At 40.3% G+C, this 26,108-nt stretch carries 21 protein-coding genes; 4 read left to right on the forward strand and 17 right to left on the reverse strand.

Annotated elements, in window-relative coordinates; genetic code table 11:
• Nucleotides 1-13: 13 nt before the first annotated feature.
• The 7 genes from PJ15_RS15810 to gloB all read right to left on the reverse strand — a co-directional run bounded on the left by PJ15_RS15810 (nucleotide 14) and on the right by gloB (nucleotide 10,301).
• Nucleotides 14-2,284 carry an NADP-dependent malic enzyme gene (locus PJ15_RS15810; protein ID WP_004771523.1) on the reverse strand — a complete coding sequence of 757 codons (2,271 nt, stop codon included), beginning with the start codon at nucleotides 2,282-2,284 and terminating at the stop codon, nucleotides 14-16.
• Between the two features lie 191 nt (nucleotides 2,285-2,475).
• Nucleotides 2,476-5,349, reverse strand: a complete 2,874-nt coding sequence (locus PJ15_RS15815) for an EAL domain-containing protein (RefSeq protein ID WP_047432439.1) — start codon at nucleotides 5,347-5,349, stop codon at nucleotides 2,476-2,478.
• Nucleotides 5,350-5,468: 119 nt separating this feature from the next.
• Complete coding sequence (locus PJ15_RS15820) at nucleotides 5,469-6,185, reverse strand: 16S rRNA (uracil(1498)-N(3))-methyltransferase (RefSeq protein ID WP_047432442.1); 717 nt, start codon at nucleotides 6,183-6,185, stop codon at nucleotides 5,469-5,471.
• Between the two features lie 22 nt (nucleotides 6,186-6,207).
• Entirely contained in the window at nucleotides 6,208-7,044 is an 837-nt protein-coding gene (gene metF, locus PJ15_RS15825; RefSeq protein WP_005229551.1) for a methylenetetrahydrofolate reductase [NAD(P)H], read from the reverse strand.
• A gap of 73 nt (nucleotides 7,045-7,117) precedes the next feature.
• Complete coding sequence (gene ahcY, locus PJ15_RS15830; RefSeq protein ID WP_047432445.1) at nucleotides 7,118-8,500, reverse strand: adenosylhomocysteinase; 1,383 nt, start codon at nucleotides 8,498-8,500, stop codon at nucleotides 7,118-7,120.
• Nucleotides 8,501-9,065: 565 nt separating this feature from the next.
• Nucleotides 9,066-9,272 carry a hypothetical protein gene (locus PJ15_RS15835; protein ID WP_004771531.1) on the reverse strand — a complete coding sequence of 69 codons (207 nt, stop codon included), beginning with the start codon at nucleotides 9,270-9,272 and terminating at the stop codon, nucleotides 9,066-9,068.
• A gap of 297 nt (nucleotides 9,273-9,569) precedes the next feature.
• Entirely contained in the window at nucleotides 9,570-10,301 is a 732-nt protein-coding gene (gloB, locus tag PJ15_RS15840) for a hydroxyacylglutathione hydrolase (RefSeq protein WP_047432447.1), read from the reverse strand.
• 351 nt (nucleotides 10,302-10,652) lie between these two features.
• On the opposite strand from gloB, the gene PJ15_RS15845 reads away from it, so the two are divergent.
• Together PJ15_RS15845 and PJ15_RS15850 are read left to right on the forward strand one after the other, a co-directional pair.
• Entirely contained in the window at nucleotides 10,653-11,639 is a 987-nt protein-coding gene (locus PJ15_RS15845; RefSeq protein WP_047432449.1) for a hypothetical protein, read from the forward strand.
• Nucleotides 11,633-12,499 (forward strand): histone deacetylase, encoded by an 867-nt coding sequence (locus PJ15_RS15850; RefSeq protein ID WP_047432452.1) that lies wholly within the window; start codon nucleotides 11,633-11,635, stop codon nucleotides 12,497-12,499. Before PJ15_RS15845 ends, PJ15_RS15850 begins: the two co-directional genes overlap by 7 nt.
• Before the next feature lie 54 nt (nucleotides 12,500-12,553).
• Here the strand turns inward: PJ15_RS15850 and PJ15_RS15855 are convergent, their stop codons facing one another.
• The 9 genes from PJ15_RS15855 to PJ15_RS15895 all read right to left on the reverse strand — a co-directional run bounded on the left by PJ15_RS15855 (nucleotide 12,554) and on the right by PJ15_RS15895 (nucleotide 21,952).
• Nucleotides 12,554-13,249: a methionine ABC transporter permease gene (locus PJ15_RS15855; protein WP_004771537.1), complete on the reverse strand. Its 696-nt coding sequence runs from the start codon at nucleotides 13,247-13,249 to the stop codon at nucleotides 12,554-12,556.
• Nucleotides 13,246-14,274: a methionine ABC transporter ATP-binding protein gene (locus PJ15_RS15860; protein ID WP_005256835.1), complete on the reverse strand. Its 1,029-nt coding sequence runs from the start codon at nucleotides 14,272-14,274 to the stop codon at nucleotides 13,246-13,248. The genes PJ15_RS15855 and PJ15_RS15860 overlap by 4 nt, the downstream gene beginning before the upstream one ends.
• Nucleotides 14,275-14,346: 72 nt before the next feature.
• Nucleotides 14,347-15,222: a MetQ/NlpA family ABC transporter substrate-binding protein gene (locus tag PJ15_RS15865; protein WP_004771540.1), complete on the reverse strand. Its 876-nt coding sequence runs from the start codon at nucleotides 15,220-15,222 to the stop codon at nucleotides 14,347-14,349.
• 609 nt (nucleotides 15,223-15,831) lie between these two features.
• On the reverse strand, nucleotides 15,832-17,118 hold the full coding sequence (purD, locus tag PJ15_RS15870) for a phosphoribosylamine--glycine ligase (RefSeq protein ID WP_047432455.1): 1,287 nt from the start codon (nucleotides 17,116-17,118) through the stop codon (nucleotides 15,832-15,834).
• Between the two features lie 180 nt (nucleotides 17,119-17,298).
• Nucleotides 17,299-18,873 (reverse strand): bifunctional phosphoribosylaminoimidazolecarboxamide formyltransferase/IMP cyclohydrolase, encoded by a 1,575-nt coding sequence (purH, locus tag PJ15_RS15875; RefSeq protein WP_047432457.1) that lies wholly within the window; start codon nucleotides 18,871-18,873, stop codon nucleotides 17,299-17,301.
• A gap of 80 nt (nucleotides 18,874-18,953) precedes the next feature.
• Complete coding sequence (gene fis / locus PJ15_RS15880; protein WP_001086304.1) at nucleotides 18,954-19,223, reverse strand: DNA-binding transcriptional regulator Fis; 270 nt, start codon at nucleotides 19,221-19,223, stop codon at nucleotides 18,954-18,956.
• A gap of 374 nt (nucleotides 19,224-19,597) precedes the next feature.
• Nucleotides 19,598-20,458: a DUF3426 domain-containing protein gene (locus PJ15_RS15885; protein ID WP_047432460.1), complete on the reverse strand. Its 861-nt coding sequence runs from the start codon at nucleotides 20,456-20,458 to the stop codon at nucleotides 19,598-19,600.
• A 14-nt stretch (nucleotides 20,459-20,472) separates the two neighbouring features.
• Nucleotides 20,473-21,375, reverse strand: coding sequence for a 50S ribosomal protein L11 methyltransferase (prmA, locus tag PJ15_RS15890; RefSeq protein ID WP_004771547.1), 903 nt, complete (start codon nucleotides 21,373-21,375; stop codon nucleotides 20,473-20,475).
• A gap of 184 nt (nucleotides 21,376-21,559) precedes the next feature.
• Complete coding sequence (locus tag PJ15_RS15895) at nucleotides 21,560-21,952, reverse strand: hypothetical protein (RefSeq protein ID WP_004771548.1); 393 nt, start codon at nucleotides 21,950-21,952, stop codon at nucleotides 21,560-21,562.
• A gap of 251 nt (nucleotides 21,953-22,203) precedes the next feature.
• Here PJ15_RS15895 and mnmG point away from each other — a divergent pair, with 251 nt between their 5' ends.
• Together mnmG and PJ15_RS15905 are read left to right on the forward strand one after the other, a co-directional pair.
• Nucleotides 22,204-24,084, forward strand: a complete 1,881-nt coding sequence (gene mnmG, locus PJ15_RS15900; protein WP_047432463.1) for a tRNA uridine-5-carboxymethylaminomethyl(34) synthesis enzyme MnmG — start codon at nucleotides 22,204-22,206, stop codon at nucleotides 24,082-24,084.
• Nucleotides 24,085-24,201: 117 nt separating this feature from the next.
• Nucleotides 24,202-24,534 carry a DMT family transporter gene (locus PJ15_RS15905; protein WP_047432466.1) on the forward strand — a complete coding sequence of 111 codons (333 nt, stop codon included), beginning with the start codon at nucleotides 24,202-24,204 and terminating at the stop codon, nucleotides 24,532-24,534.
• A 64-nt stretch (nucleotides 24,535-24,598) separates the two neighbouring features.
• Here the strand turns inward: PJ15_RS15905 and PJ15_RS15910 are convergent, their stop codons facing one another.
• Nucleotides 24,599-26,053, reverse strand: coding sequence for a hypothetical protein (locus PJ15_RS15910; protein WP_047432469.1), 1,455 nt, complete (start codon nucleotides 26,051-26,053; stop codon nucleotides 24,599-24,601).
• Nucleotides 26,054-26,108: the final 55 nt, after the last annotated feature.

Consider the following 26,108-nt stretch of genomic DNA (forward strand, 5'->3'; position numbering starts at 1 on the left):
TGCTTAGGTGAACTTAGTTTTGGCTTTGTTGAATTTCAGCAACTGTTAATGCTGTCATATTTACCAAACGACGAGTCGTTGCTGTAGGTGTCAGAATATGAACAGGTTTTGCAGCACCGAGTAAAATAGGACCAATTGTCACATTATTACCCGAAGTTGCTTTTAACAGGTTGAATGAAATGTTTGCCGAATCAAGGTTAGGCATAATCAACAGATTTGCAGAGCCTTTGAAGCGTGAATTCGGGAATGCAAAATGACGAATATTTTCATCTAATGCTGCATCACCGTGCATCTCACCTTCGACTTCAAGTTCAGGTGCCTGTTCAGACAATAAACGATAAACTTCACGCATTTTTTGTGCGCTTGGATCAGTTTGATCACTACCGAAACTCGAGTGAGAAAGCAGGGCAACACGTGGTGTAATACCAAAACGACGAACTTCTTCTGCTGCTAAAATGGTCATTTCAGCAAGCTGAGCAGCAGTTGGGTTGGTGTTTACATAGGTATCGGCAATAAATAAATTGCGATCTTCAAGCATTAACGCGTTCAAGGTAAAGAATGTGCTACGACCTTCTTTCAAACCAATGATATTTTTCACGAAATCTAAGTGAATGTCATAGCTTGAATAAGTACCACATAACATACCATCCGCTTTACCAAATTTCACCAGCATCGCTGCGATGAGTGTAGAACGGCGGCGTGCTTCACGTTGAGCGTATTCAACTGTAACGCCTTTACGTTGCATGATCTGGTGATATTCTTTAGAGAACTCTTCGTACTGAGGATTTTTTTCCTGATCGACGATTTCAATGTTTACACCATGTTGTAAACGTAAACCGAGCTTTTTGATATTCTCTTCAATCACTGCTGTACGACCAACAAGAATCGGTTTTGCCAAGCCTTCATCAACAGCAATTTGAACCGCACGTAATACGCGTAGATCTTCACCTTCAGCATAAGCAATGCGTTTAGGGTCAGTCTTCGCCTGTGCAAAGATCGGTTTCATCAAGAATGCCGAGTTATAAACGAACTCAGAAAGACGTTGACGATATGCAGAGAAGTCTTCGATTGGACGAGTTGCTACGCCAGAATCCATTGCTGCTTTCGCAACGGCTGGAGCAATTTCCAGAATCAAACGTTGATCAAGTGGGCGAGGGATCAGGTAGTCACGACCAAATGAAGCTGATTTTTCACCATAAGTTGCAGCATCTGCTTCAACATGTGCCATACGCGCAATCGCGTGAACGCAGGCAATTTTCATATCTTCATTAATTGTTGTTGCGCCAACATCAAGCGCACCACGGAAGATATAAGGGAAACAAAGTGCATTGTTCACTTGGTTTGGATAGTCAGAACGACCTGTTGCCATAATGACATCTGGGCGAACTTCATGCGCATGTTCAGGTAAAATTTCTGGATCAGGGTTTGCCAATGCAAAAATGATCGGGTTCTCAGCCATTTCCTTAACCATTTCTTTGGTTAAGATGCCTGCTGCTGAAAGACCCAAGAACATATCTGCGCCTGCCATGACTTCATGCAACTGGCTTGCCTGAATGTCTTGAACATAACGTTTTTTAGACTCGTCCAGACCTTCACGCGCAGTGGTCAGAAGACCGCGAGAGTCAGCAACAACAATGTTGTTTTTATTTACGCCTAAAGCGCAAAGTAAATCTAGACAAGAGAGTGCAGCAGCACCTGCGCCTGAGGCAACAATTTTAATTTCATCAATTTTCTTATTTACGATCTGTAAAGCATTGAGTAATGCTGAACCGACAATAATACTTGTACCATGTTGGTCATCATGGAATACAGGAATTTTCATGCGTTCGCGAAGTTTCTTTTCAATGTAGAAACATTCTGGCGCTTTGATATCTTCAAGGTTGATACCACCAAATGTTGGCTCTAGCGCAGCAACAATATCAACGATCTTGTCTGGATCATTTTCATCAATTTCGATATCGAATACATCAACACCAGCGAACTTTTTAAAGAGAACGCCTTTACCTTCCATGACTGGCTTAGAAGCAAGAGGACCAATATTTCCCAAACCAAGCACAGCTGTACCATTACTCACGACGGCGACCAGATTACCACGTGCTGTATATTTCGCAGCGGTAGAAGGGTCTCTTTCGATTTCTAAACATGGAGCTGCAACACCAGGGGAATAAGCAAGCGCTAGATCTCGTTGGTTAACGAGCTGCTTGTTCGGTGTCACACTGATTTTTCCAGGTGTAGGAAATTCATGGTAATACAAAGCGGCTTGTTTTAAAGATTGATCGTCCATCTGAGTCTCATTTGTTCCGATAATAATCAGACATATAGAAGTCTAATTACTATATTAAGATAAGTGCACAAGAATATAGCACTAGTTCATGCTTTCGCACAGTCAAAAAAGCTTATTTTCACTGAACGATACAGCTATTCACAATCGATACCCAGCAGCAAAGAAAGGGCCAAAAAGCTTAAAATTTACTTTTAAATGGAATATCTTGCAGTTGACAGATGTAGATGCTGTTGCAGGTATTCTGTTGCTTCTATTGCAGTTAGTGGCTTGGAGAACAGGTAACCCTGTAATATGTCGCAGTTTTGTGTTTTCAGATAATCACGCTGCTGTTCGGTTTCTACACCTTCGGCAACGACTTTTAGGCCAATTGTTTTACCCATGGCGATCATGGCATTAACTATCGCATCCTGTTTTGGATTACCAATTTTTAAAATAAATGCACGATCAATTTTCAAAATGTCAATTGGATATTCGGTTAAGTAGGCAAGAGAAGAATAGCCTGTACCAAAGTCATCCAGTGCAATAGAGATCTGACGTTCTTTCAATGCATTGAGAATAGTTTTAACGTTCTCGGTATTTTCCAGAAAAGCGGATTCGGTAATTTCCAGTTCAAGGTTTTTGCCAGAAACATCATAAGTTGTCAGGACTTCGTCAATATCATGCAGTAATTGACCACGCAAAATCTGTTGGGCCACAATATTAACCGCAATATTGATATTGCTAAAACCAAGTTTTTGCCATGCCTGTAACTGCTTGGCTGCTTCATGTAAGACAAACTGCCCAATATCGGAAATCAAGCTGGTGCTTTCTGCTAAAGGAATAAAAATGCTTGGCATAATTAATCCTTTAGTTGGGTGTTTCCAGCGAATCAGCGCTTCGAAACCATTAATCTGATCATTGAGTGTGCTGATCTTCGGTTGATAGTAAACCACCAGTTCATTGTTCTGAATTGCTTTTCTTAGATCAAGCTCGAGATCACTATATTGATCAACAAAATTCGCTCTTTCATTGGAATAATAATGGATGGTGTTACCACCTAGGCGTTTTGCTTCATTTAGTGCCTGTTCTGCATGGGTATTTAAATTATCAACTTGACGACCATGTTCGGGATAGATTGCCACCCCAATAGAGATACTGACAAAATATTCTTGATCGGCAATATAAAAAGCTTTGCTGAAAGCTTCTACAATGTTATTGCAGAGTTGATGAATAGGCGGATGTAAATGCGATATTTCATAAATAATCGCAAAATCATCTGCACTTAAATGCGCGACCAGCAGGGCATCAATATTACTGATTCGTAGTCGTTGTGCGACTTGTTTAAGCAACTCATTTCCAGCTTTATTGCTGATAATTTCATTGAGTGCACGGAAACGATCGATATTCAGGCGAATGACAGCCAGGTGTTGAATGGCAGGTTCATTGACCAGATATTGATGCAGTTGTTGCTGATAATAAAAACGGTTAGGCAGATCAGTTAAGGTGTCATAGTTGATCAAATAAGATAAACGCTGTTCCTGATGTTTACGTTCAGTTTGATCCGAAACAATACCAATATAATTGATGACGCGATCTTGTTCATCTTTCACAGCATTGATGTGAATCCATAGGAAACATGATTTTTCAGAGTTATAAGTTTCCTGAAATTCACCTTCATATTCCTGTGCTTCACGTAGCGTATCCAGAATAGAAAGATGAAAGTTATGATGATGCTGTTTATTCTGTTTGGTAATTTCAAATAGCTGTTTGCCTAAAATGGCTTGTTTATCTAAACCTGTGAGCTGTTCGTATTTAGGGTTGATCTCAACATAATTGAAGTTTTCATCTAATATGAAAATACCCTCAGAAGCCTGTTCAAATACATTCGCAGCCAATTTAAGGCGCTCCTGATCTTTCTTCTCCTGATTGATATCACGATGCACACCTACCATACGTAAGGCGGTACCATTTTTCGGGTCTCTTAAAATGACCTGACCGACAGCGTGAATCCAGGTCCAGTCACCATTTTCATTTTTAATACGGAAAGTTTCTTCGTAACGCGGTGATTGGCCCGATAAGTGTTGATACAAGGTGTTTTTTACACGTTCAACATCATTTGGATGGGTAACTTCATTCAGTAAGGTATAAAGATTTTGCGCATTATGGGCGACTTCATGAGGAAGCGGCGAAGCATCAGGAATCGTATTTTCAAGATTCCAGTCCCAATGCTGAATTCCAGCGGTTTCATGCGCTAATGCCAGACTTTGACGATGTTCTTCTAGACTTTCATTCATCTGTGTGAGGTCAAATGTACGTTCACGCACTTTTTGTTCTAACAAATGATTATTGAACTGAAGCTGGGCTTCGATATCTTTAGATTTATTCACTTCATGTTGAAGCTGTTGGCAGAGTTCTTCAGTCCAATTGCTATGCTGTTGCGCAGCATCAATCAATTGTTTATTTTTTTCCAGTACCAGCGCGAGATGCTTGTGAATTTTATAAGTGGCTTGAGCGCAAAGCACGGTCGCGAAAAATGACGAATAATAGGCCAGATAGAAGAGGGTATGGTCATGATGCCGATGTAAAAGCTGGGTTATAATTAATGGCGCGATACTCGGGATAAAAAATAAAAAGAAATAGCGGATATGCTGTGTTAAAAAGGTCAGTGCAATGATATGTGACGCAGTCAGTAATAACGCGGTGAGTGTTAAAACATGAGAGCCGATCAAATTCGGAACATCGGAGCCTAAATAATGATTGATAATGACGGTATTAACGCCGATTAATAAACCTGTAAAAAAACAAATGAGTTGAAAAATAATATTGGTTTTATGGTTATAACGAACCGCAGAGTAACGTTTTAATAAAAAATGACAAATACAGGAAAAACCCAGCAGGATGGCAAGTGTGATAGTCATCCATGTGGTAAAAATATTGGCTCCAAAGGTGTAAAAAACGCCAAACAGTGCATAATCTAACAGACAAATAGCAAACACACTTATTACAAACAAGCGTACATGATTCGGATAACTAATTTGATCCGTATAGATAAACTGTGGCAAGCTTTTGTCCTGAACCCCTAACATATAAAGCATAATCCTTTTCATTTTTTATCTATGTGGACAGTCTTTGTTTTTTTGTAAACATAGTCGATTTGCGCTTTAAATTAGCGCTAAATAAAATGGAAAGCAATGCTCAGGCATGATTAGGGAGCAAAGTGGTAATTTAAAATGGATAAAGCCACAACTGGAGCGGTTTCTGTTCTTAAAACACGGTCTCCGATACACCAGTTTTTAAAATTATTTTGATTGGCAATGTTAATCTCTGCTTCACTTAAGCCACCTTCCGGGCCAATCAGTAAAGTCAGATCAGGTGAACAGTTTAACAGAACGTTGTTCTGATCTTTATTCGGAGCAAGCACAAAACGTGATGCCGGTAAGTCAAACTCAACCCATTCAGTCACAGAAATAGGGGCAAGAATTTCTGGCACACGATTCATCCCACATTGTTCGCATGCTGCAATTGCCACAGATTGCCAGTGATCCAGTTTCTTTTGGTCACGATCATACTTTAAACGCATTTCGCAACGTTCACTGGTTAAAAGTTGAATCGTGGTAACGCCGAGTTCAGTCGCCTTTTGAATCGCATAATCCATACGATCACCTTTACTCATGACTTGCCCTAAAGTCACCTTAAAAGGGGCTGTGCGGTCTGCTGCATCAAACTGATCGACCGAAACAAACGCATTTTTTTTGTTGATCTGGGTCAGGGTTACCAAATATTCACCACCTTTTCCATTGAAAAAGATGGCCTGTTCTTGTTCTTTTGCGCGAAGCACACGTACCCAGTGATGAAATACCGATTCTGTTAATTCAACGGTATTGCCAGTATTTAATTCGGTTTCGATATAAAAACGATTCATGCTTGGGTAGGGCTCGTACAAATTAGTTTAAACCAAGATCAACAACGAGTTGTCGAGTCGGTTCAGTTTGGTTCATTGAGTAGAAATGTAGTGTTGGTGCACCACCAGCGATTAAACGCTCGCACAGATTCACAATCACTTCGTGACCGAAAGCTTTGATACTTGCACTATCATCACCATAGGCAGCAAGCTGCTTGCGGATCCAGCGTGGAATTTCTGCACCTGTACCATCAGCAAAGCGGATTAAGTTGCTTGCATTGGTGATCGGCATAATACCTGGTGCAACTGGAATATTCACGCCTGCTTTCGCAATTCGCTCAATAAAGTAGAAATATGCATCTGGATTGAAGAAAAATTGAGTAATGCCAGCATTTGCCCCAGCATTTACTTTTTCTACAAAGCGTTGGATGTCACCATCAAAACTGTCTGCTTGTGGGTGCATTTCAGGGTATGCAGCGACTTCAATATGGAAATGGTCGCCTGAATGTTCACGAATAAAGCGAACCAGATCCTGAGCATACGGTAATTCACCTAAGCCCACCTGACCTGAAGGTAGATCACCACGCAACGCAACAATACGATCAATGCCTTGAGATTTATATAAGTCTAATAGTTCTGCGATACGGGCCTTGTCATCTCCGATACAAGACAAGTGAGGCGCAACAGGTGTACCTTGACCATTAAAGTCATTAATCGCAGCTAAAGTACGTTCACGGGTAGAACCGCCAGCACCATAAGTAATGGAGAAAAACTCTGGATTTAACAGTTGTAGTTCTTGATGAACAACACGTAACTTTTCCGCACCCGCATCAGTTTTTGGTGGGAAAAACTCAAAAGAAATAGGAACACGCTTCGTCATTTCAAATCCTTTTTAACTCGCCTGAAAAATTTTAGAAAAAAGGGCAGTCCGTAAAACGTCTGCCCTGATTTTCTTAGTATTTGTAAGCGTCAGATTTGAAAGGGCCTTCCACTGGAACGCCTAAGTAATCTGCCTGTACTTGCGTCAGTTGTGTTAATACACCACCGAAGCCAACAACCATTGCTGCAGCCACTTCTTCATCTAATTTCTTAGGAAGTACTTCTACGCGAATCGCCGCTTGTTTTTGATCAGCAGGCAAGTCAGCAAATTTCTCAGCGAATAAATGCATTTGACCTAAAACCTGGTTTGCGAAAGAACCATCCATGACACGTGAAGGGTGACCAGTTGCATTACCAAGGTTTACTAGGCGACCTTCAGATAAAAGGATCAAATAGTTGTTTTCATCTTCTGAACGATATACTTGGTGTACTTGTGGCTTCACTTCAACCCACTTGTAACCACGGAGGTAAGCTGTATCGATTTCAGTATCAAAGTGACCGATGTTACATACAACCGCACCCGCTTTTAAGCTATCTAACATTGCTGAATCACATACGTGGTAGTTACCCGTAGTGGTTACAACAAGGTCAGTATTGCCGAGTAGATCGTGATTGATGTCTTCTTTCTTGCCTGTTTGCACGCCATTTTTGTATGGAGATACAACTTCGTAGCCATCCATACATGCTTGCATTGCACAAATTGGATCAACTTCAGTTACACGAACGATCATGCCTTCTTGACGTAAAGATTGTGCAGAACCTTTACCTACGTCACCATAACCGATCACAAGTGCACGACGACCAGAAAGCAACATGTCAGTCGCACGTTTGATCGCATCATTTAATGAATGACGGCAACCATATTTGTTGTCGTTTTTCGATTTAGTGATTGAATCATTCACATTGATTGCAGGAACTTTAAGTGAACCGTCTTTCCACATTTCCAATAGACGTTGCACGCCTGTAGTGGTTTCTTCGGTAATACCGTGAATACGTTCTAACAACGCTGGGTATTTTTCATGAACAAGTGCAGTCAAGTCACCGCCATCGTCCAGAATCATGTTGGCATCCCAAGGCTGACCATTCACATTGATCTGCTGCTCTAGGCACCATACATATTCTTCTTCGGTTTCACCTTTCCAGGCAAATACAGGCACACCGCTTGCAGCAATGGCAGCAGCAGCATGGTCTTGAGTAGAGAAGATGTTACAAGAGGTCCAACGCACTTCTGCGCCAAGTTCAACTAATGTTTCGATTAAAACAGCAGTTTGGATTGTCATATGGATACAACCCAAGATTTTTGCGCCAGCAAGTGGTTTAGCCGCTGAATAACGCTTACGTAAACCAACCAAAGCTGGCATTTCTGCTTCAGCAAGTTTGATCTCTTTACGACCGTAGTCAGCAAGGGAAATATCAGCAACTTTATAATCTGTAAATGAAGCATTCACCGCGTTCATCAGGATCTCCTAGAAAAAATAGTATGGATCATTCTGTTCGCGGATGCCGTTGTTGGCTAAAGCGAATGTTTAACCGATCGTCGAGCCTGGCAAATTGATCTTTAGTGCCGATCAATTGTCGCAGCATCCCTCGACTGGGCAATATGATACTTGGAAATCAGTTTTGTTCCAATAGGGACTGTTGACATTTCACAGATACTTGCGACAGAGGATATTTTTTAGGCGGTACAAGGAGAGTTTTGCGAAACTTAGTACTCTAAGTAAGCAAAACATAACGTAGTAACGGCAAAAAATAGCCCTGTCCCAGAGGGTTATAGCTAAAACTTCCCTAAACTACGTTATGAAACTTGGCAAGGAGCTGCGATTGCCTGCTTTTCATGCCTTGTTGATGTGGTTTTAGCGAATAACGCAATGTATGGCTGAAATGTCACCAGACCCTAATATTTTATTGGAAATGGCTAGAAAATGAAGAATTAAAAGGGAGATAAAGTTGGAAGTATTCTTATCTGTATAAATCAAGGATTCCAAATCCCTTTGGAATCCTCGTGTTTAGGAAATTTTGTCATTAGGCTTTTAAATGATCTTCGAATTCTTCACCCAACTGCATTGCTAAAGCATTACCAGAGAGATCGCCTGTCACCAAACCATATTCTTTTTTAAAGCTAAAGGTAAAACCACGGTTATCTGTCAGATTTTTAACTGAATATCCCAATTTTTCTAACCAAATACGGAAAGCCAATACGTTTTTTGCTTTAACAACTCTGTTTTTCATGACAGATCTCCTTGTGAACATGTATTTATTAATAAGGGTCAGATAAATTTTTTTAAAGGGGCATTGCATAGAATTATTTTGCCACGTGTAAGTAATGTAAAATTAGCGTAATTTTTCTAGGTATAATGTTATCTGATGATTTTTTATCTAATTGAAATTAAAGGTTAAATTGTTTTTATTTTTTGGTATTTAAAAATTATTTTTTAAATAAATATTTCATGACAAATGTAAAAAATGATTTCATTTTCTACCTTAAGATAAAAGTAGAAAATGAATCGCTTAAATTTACATCATTAATTAAAACTGATCTTTTAGGCTGCGGATACGCGCAAAGTCCTCAGCACTTTCAGTACGTAAAAATGGATTGGTTTCGAGTTCCAGTTCAATCGTACTGGGTAAGGTGATTTGATCTGCATCTCTTAATGCTTTGACCTGTCGCATACGTTCTTGCAAGGCGACATTATGTGGTTCTACAGTCAAGGCAAATTCACCATTGGCAAGCGTATATTCATGGGTGCAATACACTTTGGTCTGGATAGGTAATGCACCCAGTCGATTTAAGGAGTGATACATTTGCTCGGCTGTGCCTTCAAATAATCGTCCACAGCCCATTGCAAACAGAGTATCTCCACTGAACAGACTGTCCATCTCTTCAATGAAATAAGTGATATGACCTAAAGTGTGACCAGGGGTCGCGATGACTTCAATTTTGAGATCATTAAAGTGAAAATGATCATTATTCTGTAGGGGATTTGAGATCAGGGAAATTTTACTCAATTCATCTCGAGGGCCGTAAACCAGAAGATTCTGATTTGCCAATAAGCCCGGAACACCACCAGTGTGGTCAGGATGCCAATGGGTCAGCCAGATCTGTTTCAGAGTGAGTTGATGCTGCTGGCAAAACGCTGTGACCAGATCGGCTTCCGTTGGATCGACCGCCACAACTTCTTTGCTGCGGGTATCTTCCAATAACCAGATATAATTTTTTAAGGCATTTTTTACGTCAATTACATGAATCTTGTAATGCATAGCCGAGTCCTGAATCTTTGTTCCATGTGGTTATTGCGAGTTGGGTACTCAATACTGAGTGCCTGATTCTAGTTTAAGTGCAAATGCTATCGAGTGCAAAAAAGTGCTGCATTTATACATTAATACTGACTTTTTGAGGCAGATTCTGACGTCGATATTCATTGCGTCTATTTATAGTTGACAAGTGTTGTATTTTAAATAAAGATGAAAGAAAACTTTTATAAGTTAATGGTTTATATTCATCTTTAATCCTATAAGAAATACTTTATTAAAGCTAAATCAATTAAAAATGAGATTTAACAAAATAAGGATGAGGTCGTTGTAAATCATCATGATGAAGCAGGGGAGCTTATGTCTGATTTGATCGATCACGAAGTGGTCATGATTTTTAAAAAATATTTATATCCGCTCTCTGCCAAGCTGACAGAAATGTTAAATGAACACTTTAGTCATCAAACGGAACGGAGAGGTTGTGGCTATACACAAGCGACTCGCGTTATTGCAGAGTTTGTTTCGCAGGTGCGTGATCCGGTTGGGTTTCAGGATTTACGAATTTTTGAGGACTATGAAACCAAAGCGCTGAAAAACATTCTCAATCAAGCGGGTTCATATGGTCTGACACTAGAAACGTGGCGGAATCTGGATATCAATTTAGAAGTCCAGCAGACTTTAAAGCGTTTAAACCTGCAAGAGAGCTTTGCACAGAATTTACAGCAAGAAGTCGAATTTCAAGCCAAACTTAGAAGCATTCATCAATATGCCGAGTTGGAAGAAAGTATCCTGATTTGCCAGTTACTTGCCGATATTATCCTGCCTAAAACGGCGCAGGATTTCGGCATGATTGAATGTCAGGCTTTGCTTGAAAAGCCTAAAGTGGGTTCTTGCCCGATGGCAGAAAAATTCTTTTTGCGCATTGCGCATCATCGGTTATTACGACAGGGTGAAATCAATATTTTTGTGGATGAACATGATCAACCAATTATGATGGAAAAATTGAATATGGGGGATAACCATTCCTGTATCAGTTTGGTTCCTTTAATGATGAATGGGGTACGATTACCTGCGGGAAGTTTATTCTCTGCGCATTATGAAATTGAACAGCTCGAAAAGCATCAAAACAAGCAATATAAAGGCTATGTGATCCCGATTGCCGAGATGAATGGCTTCTGGTTTTTACGCTTAACCACTTTGGCTGTTTCACCACAACATCGTGCGCGGGCATTTGGCTATCATTTTAAACAGCAGGTGGATAATGGATTATTCAGGCCTGATAGCACTGAATTAGCTCAGCTGATGGATATTGCCAAAGATCAGATTTATGTAGGACATCCATGCTAAAAGCTTGTTACTCTCCACGCTACTTTGCGCAAACGCATACCAATAGTATGGAAAAACTCACAGCTGTAGCGGATGTGTTGCGTACGCATCAAATGGCAGAGCTGGTAGATCCAGGGCTGATTGATGTGGAAATCTTGAGGAAATTGCATCATCCACAATATGTCGATGCTTTTATATCGGGGCAATCGGCATTTGCCACCATACAAGGTTTCAAGCCGTGGAATGATCAGTTGCGAGATGCGATTTTATCGGTTCAGGCTGGACAATTACTGGGCGCTGAAATTGCCTTGAGAGAAGGAGTTGCGGCCAATATTGCACAGGGGTTTCATCATGCCAGTTATGAATCTGGCGCAGCCTATTGCACCTTTAATGGTCTGGCATTGGTTGCCAAGCAATATCCAGAAAAACGTATTTTTATTTTGGATTGTGATCAACATGGTGGGGATGGCACGGCTATTTTCACCAACCGTATGACCAATCTGATTAATTTTGGCATTTTTGGAATTCGTTTTGGCTGCAAGGCTGGCGAACGTAGCTTGACCCGTTATATTCATCCCAAGCAAGGTAATTTTGATTTATATCGAGAGGCAATCTTTGAGGCCTTTCAGTATGCTTCACGTTGGGAGACGGATCTGATGATTTATCAGGCAGGCATGGACTGTCACCAACATGATAAATATGGTTCAAAATGGTTGACCACAGAATTACTTTTTGAGCGTGATCGCATTGTCTTTGAAATGGCGAAGAAAATGAAAATCCCGATGCTATTTGTATTGGCTGGCGGCTATCAGAATTTAACCGATTTAGTTCCGCTCCATGTCAATACCTTCAAGGCAGCCAATGAAATTTACTTTCCTTAAAAGGTTCAGGTGTAAAAAAAAGCGCCCATCATGAGCGCTTTTTCTATATTTTTATTAACGTAATTTTGCTAGCCAGTCACCGAACATTTGTACCATTTGCACCAACAGCAATAATACAATGACGGTTAAAATCACTACGCTCGTATCGAAACGTTGGTAACCATAAGAAATCGCCAAGTCACCGATCCCGCCTGCGCCTACAGCACCTGCCATTGCAGTCGCGCCGATGAGAGAAATCGTACCTGTGGTTAAGTTTAGTATGAGTGAGCTACGTGCTTCAGGAATAATAAACTTGAAGATGATTTGCCACGGTGAAGCACCCATTGCCTGAGCGGATTCCACAATACCTTCATTTACTTCAAGCAATGAGGTTTCGATCAGACGGCCTAAGTATGGACCCACATAAATAGTCAGAGGCACAATCGCTGCCCATGTTCCAATTGAAGTGCCAACCAGCATTTTAGTCAGTGGAATAACGGCAATCAGCAGAATAATGAAGGGAAGGGAACGCAGTGCATTCACAATGGGATTTAGAAAATAATAAATCGCACGATTTTGCAGGATACCGCCTGAGCGGGTAACAACTAGCGTAATACCTTGAATCAAGCCCCAAATGCAACCAAACAGCAGAGAGAAGAACACCATTTGAAAGGTTTCTTGCAGTGCTGTGACAAATTGGTCGATCGAGAGGGAACTATGCCAAAATGGAGCAGTGACTTGGGTCAGCCATTGTACGATGAAATCTCTCATTGGCTTACCACTCCAGATTGTTCCACTTTCACGCCTTGAAGCTCAAGGAATTTTACGGTTTCCTGAATGATCAACGGATCACCCAAAAGCTGGATAAACATTTGTCCGATCACCGTACCATTAATCTCGGTCATATTGGCAAACAGAATATTTAAACTCACATCAAATTGTTTAATCGCAGCCTGAATCACGGTTTCTTGTGCCGAAGTGCCGAGGAACTGCAAGCTATAGATACTATTATGATGTTGATGTTCAAGATTACTTAAAATATTTACTGGTAACTGCTGTTGCAATACCGTTTGAATAAAGGTCTTGGTGGTTGGATGCTGTGGCTGACTGAAAATATCCAGTGTCGGGCCGGTTTCAATCACATGACCTGACTCCATGACCGCCACATAATCACATACTGATTCGATTACATCCATTTCATGGGTGACCATGACAATGGTAATGTTCTGTTCTTTGTTAATCTTTTTTAATAGCGCTAAAACAGATTTTGTGGTCTGTGGATCAAGGGCGGAAGTTGCTTCATCGCACAGTAGAATCTTGGGATGATTGGCCAGTGCACGCGCGATACCAACACGTTGTTTTTGACCCCCTGAAAGCTCATCAGGATAGGCATCTTTTTTATGTTTAAGATCGATAAACTCAAGTAGTTCAGCCAGACGTTTTTCACGTTCAGCTTTGCTATGACCAAGTAATTTAAGTGGCATTTCAATATTTTCAGACACGGTTTTAGTCTGAAGTAGATTGAAGTGCTGAAAGATCATGCCAATATTTGCACGTTCTTGACGAAGTGTTCGCGCGTCCATAGCAGTGAAGTCTTTTTGATTGATAATGACTTGTCCCTGCGTCGGGCGTTCAAGCAAATTAATCAAACGGATCAGCGTACTTTTACCTGCACCACTATAGCCGATAATGCCAAAGATACTACCGTCTGGGATCTCTAGATTGATCTGGTCCAGTGCATTGATCGTTTGACCTTTCAACTGATAGTGTTTCGAAATGTTTTTAAATTGGATCATGTTCGTCAGTACTATGGCAGAAAAGAAAAAACAGGCAAAATCACTTTGCCTGTTTTATTTGAGAGCATTATATTACGAATTTGCTTCTGTTAGGTAGCTTGTTGGTTTGTTCACGTCAACTTTCGTACCTGCAAAGTGTTCTTGAACATATTGCTTCACAGCTTCAGTATGGTAAAGCGCGCCAACTTTTTGCAATACAGCATCATCTTTACGAGATTCTGCAGTCGCTAAAACGTTAACATTCAGCTTCGTGCTTTGATCTACAGGCTCATAGAAAATCGCATCTTTCAGAACGTTTAAACCGCCTTCCATTGCAAGCGTATTACCTAATAAAATCGCATCAACTTCGTCTTTAACACGTACAGCTGTTGCCATTTGAATTGGTTTGATCACAATTTTTTTCGGGTTTTCAGTAATGTCAGCAGGCGTGCCTTTTACTGGATCAAAGTCAGCTTTTAACTTGATTAAGCCCGCGCTTTGTAAAAGTAATAATGCACGTGATTCGTTCGCGCCGTCATTTGGAATCGCAATAGTTGCACCTTCAGCAAATTCGTCAACTTTTTTGACTTTGCTTGAGTAGATACCCATTGGCTCTAAATACGTGGTTGAAACAGGTGCAATCTTATCTTTATTGGCAGCATTAAATGCCACAAGGTAAGCGTAAGACTGGAATGCATTCAAATCAACTTCTTTGTTCGCTGCAGCAGTATTCATGGCAACGTAATCAGTGAAGTTTTTAATTTCAAGTTTGAGACCAGCAGCTTTGGTTTCAGGTAGAGTTGCGATATAACGCCAGATATCAGCGTCAGAACCTGTAGAAGCGATTACAACAGTTTGTAATGCAGCAGCATCACCTTTTTGCTCGGTAGATGCGGTATCTGGTTGTTTACTGCAAGCTGCAAGTAATAACACCGATACACTTAAAAAAAGACTAATCAGCTTTTTCATGTATAAATCCTAATCGGAATAATGTCGAGAAAATCAGCCTTTCTCAAGCATTAATGATTGCAATAGGTTTGTATGTTGTAAATTGGCATCGTCCTCAAACAATCACGTGAATTATTCTTGAGGTTTTCAGTAGAGTCCTTTCCACAACACGCGAAAAATAAATGAATATTCATGTTCCCATTCAGTATATATACAGTGGGAAATCAAGCATTCATATCTTTTTCTAATCAAATTTGGATTTAGCTGCAATTTGTTTTGTTAGGAAAAATATTCTAATCATTTGAAATGAATGAAAAAGAATACTGAATTAACATAAAAACAACATCTAAAATTTCGGCAATCATACCAATAATTTAATGCAGGGGACAGTGCAGCAGATTGTCCTGGTGAGTATAAGACTATGATTATTTGAGAAAAATTACATCATAAGTAAATATAAATTGATGATAGTTTTATGATTTTTTCAAAAAAGATCTGTAGCAGATTGAATTAGAACACAAATATATATTTTTCTGAATTTTATATTTAAATAATGAATATAGAAGTAGGAATTATGCAATTTAAGGAATAAAAAAAGCCTTCCGAAGAAGGCTTTCAAGCATAATTTACTTATTCAGCTTTTTCACGGGCAATGGCGCGATAACCAATATCGCTACGGTATTGCATGCCAGTGAAAGTGACTTGGCCACAAACTTCTAGCGCATTGATTTGAGCTTCGAGTACGGTATCACCTAAGGCTGTGACGCAGAGTACGCGACCACCCGCAGTAATCACATGACCATCAGCACTCATTGCAGTACCTGCATGGAAGATTTTGGTGTCTTCTGGAGATTGACCAAGACCTGAAATTACATCGCCTTTGCGTACCGTTTCAGGGTAACCACCGGCTGCAAGAACGATACCAATCGATTTGCGTTCATCCCATTCAGCTTCGCTTGGCAAGTTACCTGCAATACCAGCCTCAACCAAATCAACTAAAGATGATTTTAAGCGCATCATGATCGGTTGAGTTTCTGGGTCACCAAAACGACAGTTGAATTCGATCACACGTGGTTGACCTTGTTCATCAATCATCAAACCTGCGTATAAGAAACCTGTATAAACGTGACCATCCGCAGCCATACCATCAACGGTTGGACGCATCACTTCATTCATGACACGTTCAAAGACTTCTGCTGTGACGACAGGTGCAGGAGAGTAAGCACCCATACCACCTGTGTTTGGACCTTCATCGCCTTCAAAAATACGTTTATGGTCTTGTGATGTCGCCATTGGCAAAATATTGTTGCCATCGATCATGCAAATGAAGCTTGCTTCTTCGCCTGCAAGGAATTGTTCAATCACAACACGTGAACCCGCATCGCCAAATTTGTTGCCTGCTAGCATATCGTCGATTGCCGCAAAAGCTTCTTCATTGGTCATGGCAACGATCACGCCTTTACCCGCAGCAAGACCATCGGCCTTAATGACGATAGGTGCGCCATTTTGCTCAACATAAGCTTTAGCCGCATCAACTTCAGTAAAGACATCATAAAAGGCGGTTGGAATGTTGTGACGTTTTAAGAAGTGTTTTGCAAATGCTTTAGAACCTTCTAGCTGAGCTGCATATTGGGTTGGTCCCCAAATTTTTAAGCCAGCTTCGCGTGCTGCATCCACGACACCATTCACTAAAGGTGCTTCAGGGCCAACAATGACTAATGCCACATCATTTTGTTTGGCAAAAGCAATAATGGCTGGATTGTCTAAAATATCGAGTTCAACATTTTCACATTTGTCTTCAGTTGCAGTACCTGCATTACCAGGTGCAACAAAAACTTTAGTGACTTTTGCATCTTGTGCGATTTTCCATGCAAGTGCATGTTCACGGCCACCGCTACCCAAAACTAAAATATTCATTATAAAGTTATTTCCCTTTTTCCGTATTTAAGAATATACCTGTTCAGAATAAAAAAGTCCCTCTGAATCTCCCCCCAAACCCCTCTTTGAGAAAGAGGGGAGCAAACTTATTTGAGTGAAAAAGTAAGTCCCCCTTTTTTAAAGGGGGATTTAGGGGGATTGCGTTGAGACTCAGATCATTTAGTGACGGAAGTGACGCATACCCGTGAACACCATTGCAATACCAGCTTCATCTGCTGCTGCAATTGTTTCTTCGTCACGCATCGAACCACCTGGCTGGATAATGCATTTAATGCCAGCTTTGGCCGCATTATCAATACCATCACGGAATGGGAAGAATGCATCAGATGCCATAACTGCACCTTCAACCACTAAACCTGCATGTTCAGCTTTAATCGCAGCAATACGTGCAGAGTTTACGCGGCTCATTTGACCTGCGCCTACACCAATGGTTTGACGATTTTTTGCATAAACGATCGCATTTGATTTCACATATTTTGCAACTTTCCATGCAAAAATAAGATCATCAATTTCCTGTTCAGTCGGTGCGCGTTTAGTCACAACTTTCAAGTCATCTTTAGTGATCATGCCCAAGTCTTGATCTTGAACCAATAAACCACCATTAACACGCTTATAGTCAAGCTGTGGAGCACGTGCATCAATTGCAGGAAGTTCGCCACAGACCAACACGCGTACATTCTTTTTCGCACCTGTGATTTCAAGTACGCCATCCGCAATGCTTGGCGCAATAATCACTTCAACGAATTGACGATCAACAATTGCTTGTGCTGTTGCAGTGTCTAATTCGCGGTTGAATGCAATGATGCCACCAAATGCTGATTCAGGATCAGTTGCATAAGCAAGATCATAAGCTGCCTTGATACCATCCAATGAAACAGCAACGCCACAAGGGTTTGCATGTTTAACGATGACACACGCAGGCTTCGCAAATGATTTTACACATTCAAGTGCTGCATCGGTATCTGCAATATTGTTATAAGAGAGTTCTTTGCCTTGTAATTGCTTCGCAGTAGAAACAGATGCTTCTTTTGCATTTTCTTCTACATAGAATGCTGCGTTTTGATGAGGGTTTTCACCATAACGTAAATCTTGTGCTTTATTTAGTTGCGTATTGAAGGTACGAGGGAAGAGATCCGCTTCGCCTTCTGCTTTACCCACGCGTGCACCTAAATAAGACGCAATCATGCCATCGTATTGTGCTGTATGTTCAAATGCTTTTACTGCTAAGTCGAAACGCGTTTCATAAGAAAGCGTACCATTTGCTTTTAGCTCGTCAACAATTGTGTTGTAGTCTGCTGCATTAACGATAATTCCCACTGAAGCGTGGTTTTTCGCTGCAGCACGAACCATGGTCGGACCACCGATGTCGATATTTTCGATTGCATCTGCAAGCGAGCAGTTCGGTTTAGCCACAGTTGCAGCAAATGGATAAAGGTTAACAATCACCAGATCAATCGGATCAATGTTGTGTTCTTGCATCACCGCTTCGTCCAGACCACGACGAGCCAGGATGCCTCCATGAATCTTTGGATGTAATGTTTTAACACGACCATCCATCATTTCAGGAAAACCTGTATGTTCAGAAACTTCTACTACGGCAATATTGTTGTCTTTAAGCAACTTATATGTACCGCCCGTAGATAAAATTTCTACCCCTAGAGCTACAAGATTTTGAGCGAATTCAACGATTCCGGTTTTATCAGATACAGAGATTAAAGCACGTTTGATAGTCATGATTTTAGTCAACAGTTTGAAGTCTACAGATTAAAACAAAGGCAAAAAAAATGCCCACGAGAACGTGAGCATTTTATCAATTATTCACTCATTAAACCGTGAGCTTTTAACTTTTTGCGTAAAGTTCCGCGGTTAAGGCCTAAAATCTCAGCAGCACGCGTTTGGTTGCCACGAGTATATTCTAAGACCACAGATAAAAGAGGTTTCTCCATTTCTGCTAAAACCATGTCATAAACTTGAGATGGTTGCTCACCTTGCAATTGTGCAAAATAATGACGAACTGCGCGATCTACATGGATGCGAAGAGCGACATCAGATTGAGCCGTAAAAATAGGAGATTTGCTATTCATGCGTGTTAATCCGAAAAATCAAAATATCACTTGGGTAAAGTGATATAAATGTGGTCTAAATTACTGAGCCCCGTTTTAGATCCTAAAACAGTGACTCTAAAACAAAAGGACTATTAGCTTGCCACAAATCCTCGAGTTGTGTAAAAAATAAGCGTAACAATAGTTAAATATTTGTTACCGCCTACTTTCAAAAACAAAAAAACCAACAATGCGCTTATTGGGTAAAAGCACAGTTCGTTTAACGATTTTATTGTCTGTAGATTACGAGGAGTAAGTGGGTCAAAGCATTCGTGGCGCGTATCATACCACTGTCAGCGAAAAAGTGAGCAAATTAACTGCACTTTTTTTTGTTTTTTTGTCACTTTTTTGAGCTTTTAGGGCTGTACAAATTCTAAACTATAGTCATTGAAGCTATTTTTGCTTTTCGGAATGGTAAATTCGAAGCGAAAAGGGCTATTTGATGGAATGCGCTGAATGGTCTTTAAACTGTCGACTAAATAGTCTTGCGGTTTCAAAACGGTATAAGAAATAGCTTCACCATTTTGTTTAAGTATCACTTTAATTGGGGGAAGCACAACGCTATTTGCATCTTGGTTAAGCAATACGCCAGAAAAACCTGTGGCATTATGCTCAACCCGTTTCAGTTTTACTTTCTCAAAACTAAGAGACTGATATTGTTCATTGGCGATTTTGCAGCTCAGAAGACCACAGACATAATTAAACATCTGGTTTAATGCTGGGCTTTCATGCATGAGTTTTGGGTTAAACCATAAAATCTGAAAAGCAAATACCAGAATCAGTGCAATATTTCCAATACCCCAAAGGGTGTAATACAACCAGCCATGTTGTTTGTCATTATTTTCCTGATCCATTGAAAGTGCATCTTCTGAAAGATTCAGGTTAGGCAGGGCAGTGACGGGTTCGGTATTAAAGTAATTCAGGTTATTTAAATAAGTGAGTAGATCAATATTTGAGTTTTCAATTTTCTGATCGAAGATCCTTAAGATCTGCATCTGCTTTTCTGCAAATGAGCTATCTGGCTGGATCGATGAAAACAGTGAGCGATTAACTGGCGTTGGTGTCGCATCACTGTCTGTTTCGAGCAAATTGGTTAATGCATTAAAGTTAATGACGCATTTTGGGCAACAAACCATACCCTGTGCAACACTGAGTTGTGAAAGGGTCACTTTGTACACAGTTGAACATTTAGGGCAGCGGGTTTGTTTTTCACTCATAAGTTATAAAATTCTCAAATTGTTTTTCGTTTTCCTGAAATGCGGCACCAGTTTTCTTCACGCTTTTCGATTTCTAATATATCAAAAAACTCAGCGTAAACGCTAGAAACATCAGCAACTTGCTCTTCAATTACACCTGCTAGTGCGAACTCTCCCTCATTTTTTAATAAAGTTGAGAATTCAGGCGCAAGTGCCATGAGTGGTGCTGCAAGAATATTGGCAACAAGAATGTCAGCCTGTTGAGGTTTGAATTCCTGATCAAACTCTTCAGGCAAACCGACATAAAGGCGGTCAAGCACACCATTTAACTCGGCATTTTGTTTTGTTGCCAGTACAGCTTGCGGGTCGATATCCGTTGCATAAACTTTTTTAGCGCCTAATAAAAGGGCAGCAACGCCTAAAATACCTGAACCACAACCATAGTCGATCACAACTTTATCTTTTACATCAGTTTTACCTAACCACTGTAAACATAAGAATGTGCTGGCGTGGTTACCTGTACCGAACGCTAGACCTGGATCAAGTTTAATGTTGGTTGCATCTGCTTCAGGTGGTTCTAACCATTCAGGGACGATCCAGAATTTTTCACTAATTTGAATCGGTTCGTAATAATCCATCCATGCGCGTTCCCACACCTGATTTTCAAGGTATTCATGGCGCATTGGAACATCAGGAAGTTGTGCTTTAAGGAAAGTTTCCAAAGCATCTACGTCAATTGGGTCATCTTCTTCTTGTTGGTAAATACCCGTAACGATGACTTTATTCCAAAGTGGAGTTTCGCCTGGTAATGGCTCAAGCAGGGCTTGATCTTCTGCATCATCTAAAGTAACACTCACCGCACCCAATGAAAGGAGCAATGTTTCGGTAAGTTCAACTTGATTTTGATCAACAGTAATATGAATTTGTAGCCAGTTCACAGGAAAACCTAAATAAATGTATTTGTGCGTATTGTAATAGATTAAAACTTATTAAAGGGATTATAAAATAGACAGATTACAATTTTAAGGACAAATATTTAAGTCAGTGAGCTCTAGAACATTGTTTTTAGATTTAATCGATAAAAAAAGAAGGCCATCAAGACCTTCTTTATTTGTGCTGCAATTATGGCGCAGTCTGTTCAACATCTGGAGCAACTGGTGGTGCTGGAGTCGCTGCTGGTGCCTCCATAGCAGGCGCAGCTTCCATTGGGGCGCTGCTTACTGGACGTGGAGCTGACTGAGTTTCAGAGAGACGACTTTGTGTGTCTACAGCAGCGTTAGAAGCTGGCATTGGCGGTTGGAATGCGAGTTTACCGGCTTCATTTGGTTCACATGAACCATTGAAAACAACGCCTTTATACGCAAATGAAACTGGATCACCTTGTTTTTTGCCTTTACAAACCTGTTGGTACTTTTTGGCTTGCTGATCTTGGGTAGCTTTGGTATCTGCCGCATGTGCAGCTACGCTAAAACATAGGCTACAAATAAGAGATGAAAATAAAAGCTTTGTGTTCATATCATTTTCCTAAAGTATTTGTTATGCACTTTTTAGGATAAGAAATTCATCAAATAAAACAGTGGTGTTCGAGTTAATAGTTTAGGCAGCTCTGTTAAGTATAAGATGAAAATGCAACAGAACGTTTCTTTTTGTATGTTTTGTCGACATATCTTGGGCTTAGAATCCAGAAGAATATTGATGGTTTTTGCCAATTTGATGCAAAACTCCTGTATAATACTCTGTCATTTTTTGAATACATATTTACCACTATGCACTATCCTAAAGTTTACGACGTTATCGTAATTGGTGGCGGTCACGCTGGTACGGAAGCGGCGCTCGCTGCGGCACGTATGGGAAGACAAACATTATTGTTGACGCATAATATTGAAACTTTGGGACAGATGAGCTGTAACCCGGCAATTGGTGGTATTGGTAAATCACATCTGGTCCGTGAGATTGATGCACTTGGTGGTGCAATGGCACTTGCGGCGGATAAAGGTGGTATTCAATTCCGTATTCTTAATTCGCGTAAAGGCGCTGCCGTTCGCGCGACACGTGCACAGGCAGATCGCGTACGTTATAAAGCTGCAATTCGCAATACTTTAGAAAATCAGGCCAATCTGGACATCTTCCAGCAAGCGGCAGATGACTTAATTGTTGAAGGCGATGCGGTTAAAGGTGTTGTTACCCAGATGGGTATCCGTTTTGATGCCAAAACTGTGGTATTAACAACAGGTACTTTCCTTGGTGGTGTGATCCACGTTGGCTTACAAAACTCAAGTGGCGGTCGTGCAGGGGATCCACCCTCAATTGCACTAGCTCATCGTTTACGTGAACTTAAACTTCCTGTAGGGCGTTTAAAAACAGGTACACCACCACGTATTGATGCACGCTCAGTTGATTTCTCTGTGATGACGCCACAACCGGGTGATTTCCCATCTCCAGTCATGTCATTTATGGGTGATGCGTCAATGCACCCTGAGCAAGTTAATTGCTATATCACGCATACCAGTGAAAAAACCCACGAAATTATTCGTGGCGGTTTAGACCGTTCACCAATGTATACGGGAGTGATTGAAGGGGTTGGCCCACGTTATTGCCCATCGATTGAAGATAAAATTCATCGTTTTGCTGATAAGGATTCACATCAGGTATTCCTTGAGCCAGAAGGCTTAGATACTCATGAGCTTTATCCAAATGGTATTTCGACTTCATTGCCATTTGATGTGCAATTCAATTTAGTTCGTTCGATCCGTGGTATGGAAAATGCGCATATCCTTCGTCCGGGTTATGCAATTGAATATGATTATTTCAATCCACAGGCTTTGAAGTTCACACTTGAAACCAAAGCAATTCAAAACCTGTATTTTGCTGGCCAAATTAACGGTACGACAGGCTATGAAGAAGCAGGTGCGCAAGGTTTACTTGCGGGCTTAAATGCTGCACGCCGTGCTTGGGAACAAGAAGAGTGGACGCCAAAACGCGATCAGGCTTATATGGGCGTGTTGGTTGATGACCTGATTACATTAGGAACCAAAGAGCCGTACCGTATGTTTACCTCACGTGCGGAATATCGTTTGATGTTGCGTGAAGATAATGCGGATCAGCGTTTAACCACGATTGGCCGTGAGCTTGGTCTGGTTGATGATGAACGTTGGGCGGCTTATAGTGAAAAAATGGAAGCAGTTGAGCGCGAAACCTCTCGTTTACAACATTTATGGGCAGCACCAAATAACCCAATGGGTAAAAAATTCGTTGAAATGACGGGTGCTGATCTTAGTAAAGAATGTAGTGCAGTTGATTTGCTTAAACGTCCAAATATTAACTTCGGTCAAATTGCGGAATTAACAGGTTCAGAAGTTTCACAACAAGTCGGCGAGCAAATTGAAATTGCGGTGAAATATGAAGGCTATATCAATCGCCAGCATGAGGATGTTGCGCAATTGAAGCGTCTTGAAGAAACAAAAATTCCAGCTGATTTTGAATATGATGGTATTTCAGGTTTATCGCGTGAAATTACTTTGAAGTTGAAAACAGTTCGTCCAGAAACCTTGGCACAAGCAAGCCGTATTCCTGGTGTTACACCAGCTGCTGTGCAGTTACTGATGATTACCATCCGTAAAAACAATATGGCGAAGAAGTCAGCTTAAGCTTTCGTTCGACACATTCAAATAAACATTAAAAAACACCCTTTTCATAAGGGTGTTTTTTTCTCTGAATATTTTATTCCTATCATCATAAATATAGATTTGCTGAGGTGCGGTTAAATGAAAAACTGGATTATTTTGTTTATCGCGATTATTGCGGAAGTGATTGCGACTTCAGCGTTGAAAAGTAGTGAGGGTTTTACCAAGCCGCTCGCTTCTATTGTGGTTGTACTTGGCTATGTGATTGCATTTTACTGTCTCTCTTTGACACTTAAAACGATTCCAGTCGGAATTGCGTATGCAATCTGGTCGGGTGTCGGGATTGTCTTGATCACAACAGTTGCTTGGTTTGTGTTTGATCAAAAACTAGATGTTTGGGGGATTGTTGGAATTGCATTGATTATGAGCGGTGTACTGATCTTAAATCTGTTGTCGAAATCCAGTTCGCATTAATTTTCTAATTATAAAAAAACCGAGCTGTCTGCGCTCGGTTTTAGACTCATTTTATTGGTTTTGATTATCGGCCTGCAAAATCAAATATGCCATTTAAGGTAATACTATTATTGACTTCATTTGCAGGATTACTTTTAGAGGTCAGCGTTGTATTTTTAAAACTGATTTTGTTTTTCTCAATGTCGTAACTAAGTCCTGCACACGCTTGGGTATAACCGCAATGATATTGGTATTCAAAATAATCTACCAATAAGCCTGTTGTAGGGTTTTTACCTATTCGGGTGTCTTTGAAATCTATTTTCTCAATTCGATTATTGCGAATCTTGATTTGTAGTGCATTATTTCCAAGTTGCTGTCTATCGTGGTTGATGACATCAAAATAGAGTGCAGGCTGAACTAAAGAGAAGCTACTTTCATTTTTAAGAATTGGTGAAATTTGAAGTTGTGTACTCGGTATATGGACCGTTACTGAACCATCGAGTTGTAGCTGTGCCTTAGCACATTCTGGCTGAATCGGAAAATTAGGAAACAATGGCGGTACGTCTTGTTTATCCTTATACATTGCTTGATTAAATGTTAAAGAGATATTATTTGCACTTTTATTCGATTGAAGTGTTGTTATATCTTCAATCGGGAAGGTCATTGTCATAGCACTACACATGCCAGAAATATAAAATGATGTTTCAGTTGATAAGAGCGAGCTTTGAATCAGGTTGTTTTCTATACCAGTGCTAAACTGAGCTAATTTTAAACTGCTGTCTATGCCATTATTTGCATGAGTGCCGAATAGGATAGTTTTAGTTTTTGGATCATAAACAGCTCCCATTAGTGAGACTGGCTGTTGATTGGAAATTAGATTAGATTGACTGGTTTTTCTGATATTGTTAAAAGTCTGTGGCGCTGTAGATAAAGAACCAACAAGTTGCCCATTCAATGTTATGTAGCTTTTTTCAGTAGGAACCTGATTATCTGGATTGTCTGTGGGTGACAGACTAACAGTTGGCAAGTTTGAGAGTTTTGTATTATCAAAATTAATTTTGCTAAAACCTGTCTTTTCATCAAAACTTAGCTCAATACCCTTACATGGTTCAAATAGGATAGCGCTTGAACATGAAAAAACATTGTCCTTTGATAAGCTGAAAATATCTGTTTTTAAATAATTTTCACCAATAGAAACATCCAGTACTTTTTTTAGAATTGGATCATAATTAACATGGAGTGTTTGTTTTATATCGTTTTTATCAAGATTGTAGCTGAAAATAATAGAGCTATTTCCACTGTCAAAATGATGCATAACTGAATACGCATTTACCTCATCATTCTGGTTACTACTTCTGTTTGAAATCTGAATGATCGGGTCTGCATCTTTTTGCAGGCTTAAAGTACTTTGAAACTCGGTAGTAAAGGGTGTTAAGACAGTAGATGTGTCTTCCATCGTTTTATGATTATCTCCACCCCCACAAGCTGAAATTATCATTGCTGTGGTTAAAATGGTAATACATGGTTTAATCTTTAACATTTTTTGTTTTCTACATGGATTATTTTAGAGAAGAATAATATCTATTAATGATGTC

This window comes from Acinetobacter sp. neg1 (genome assembly GCF_000788125.1).
Lineage (GTDB): Bacteria > Pseudomonadota > Gammaproteobacteria > Pseudomonadales > Moraxellaceae > Acinetobacter > Acinetobacter vivianii.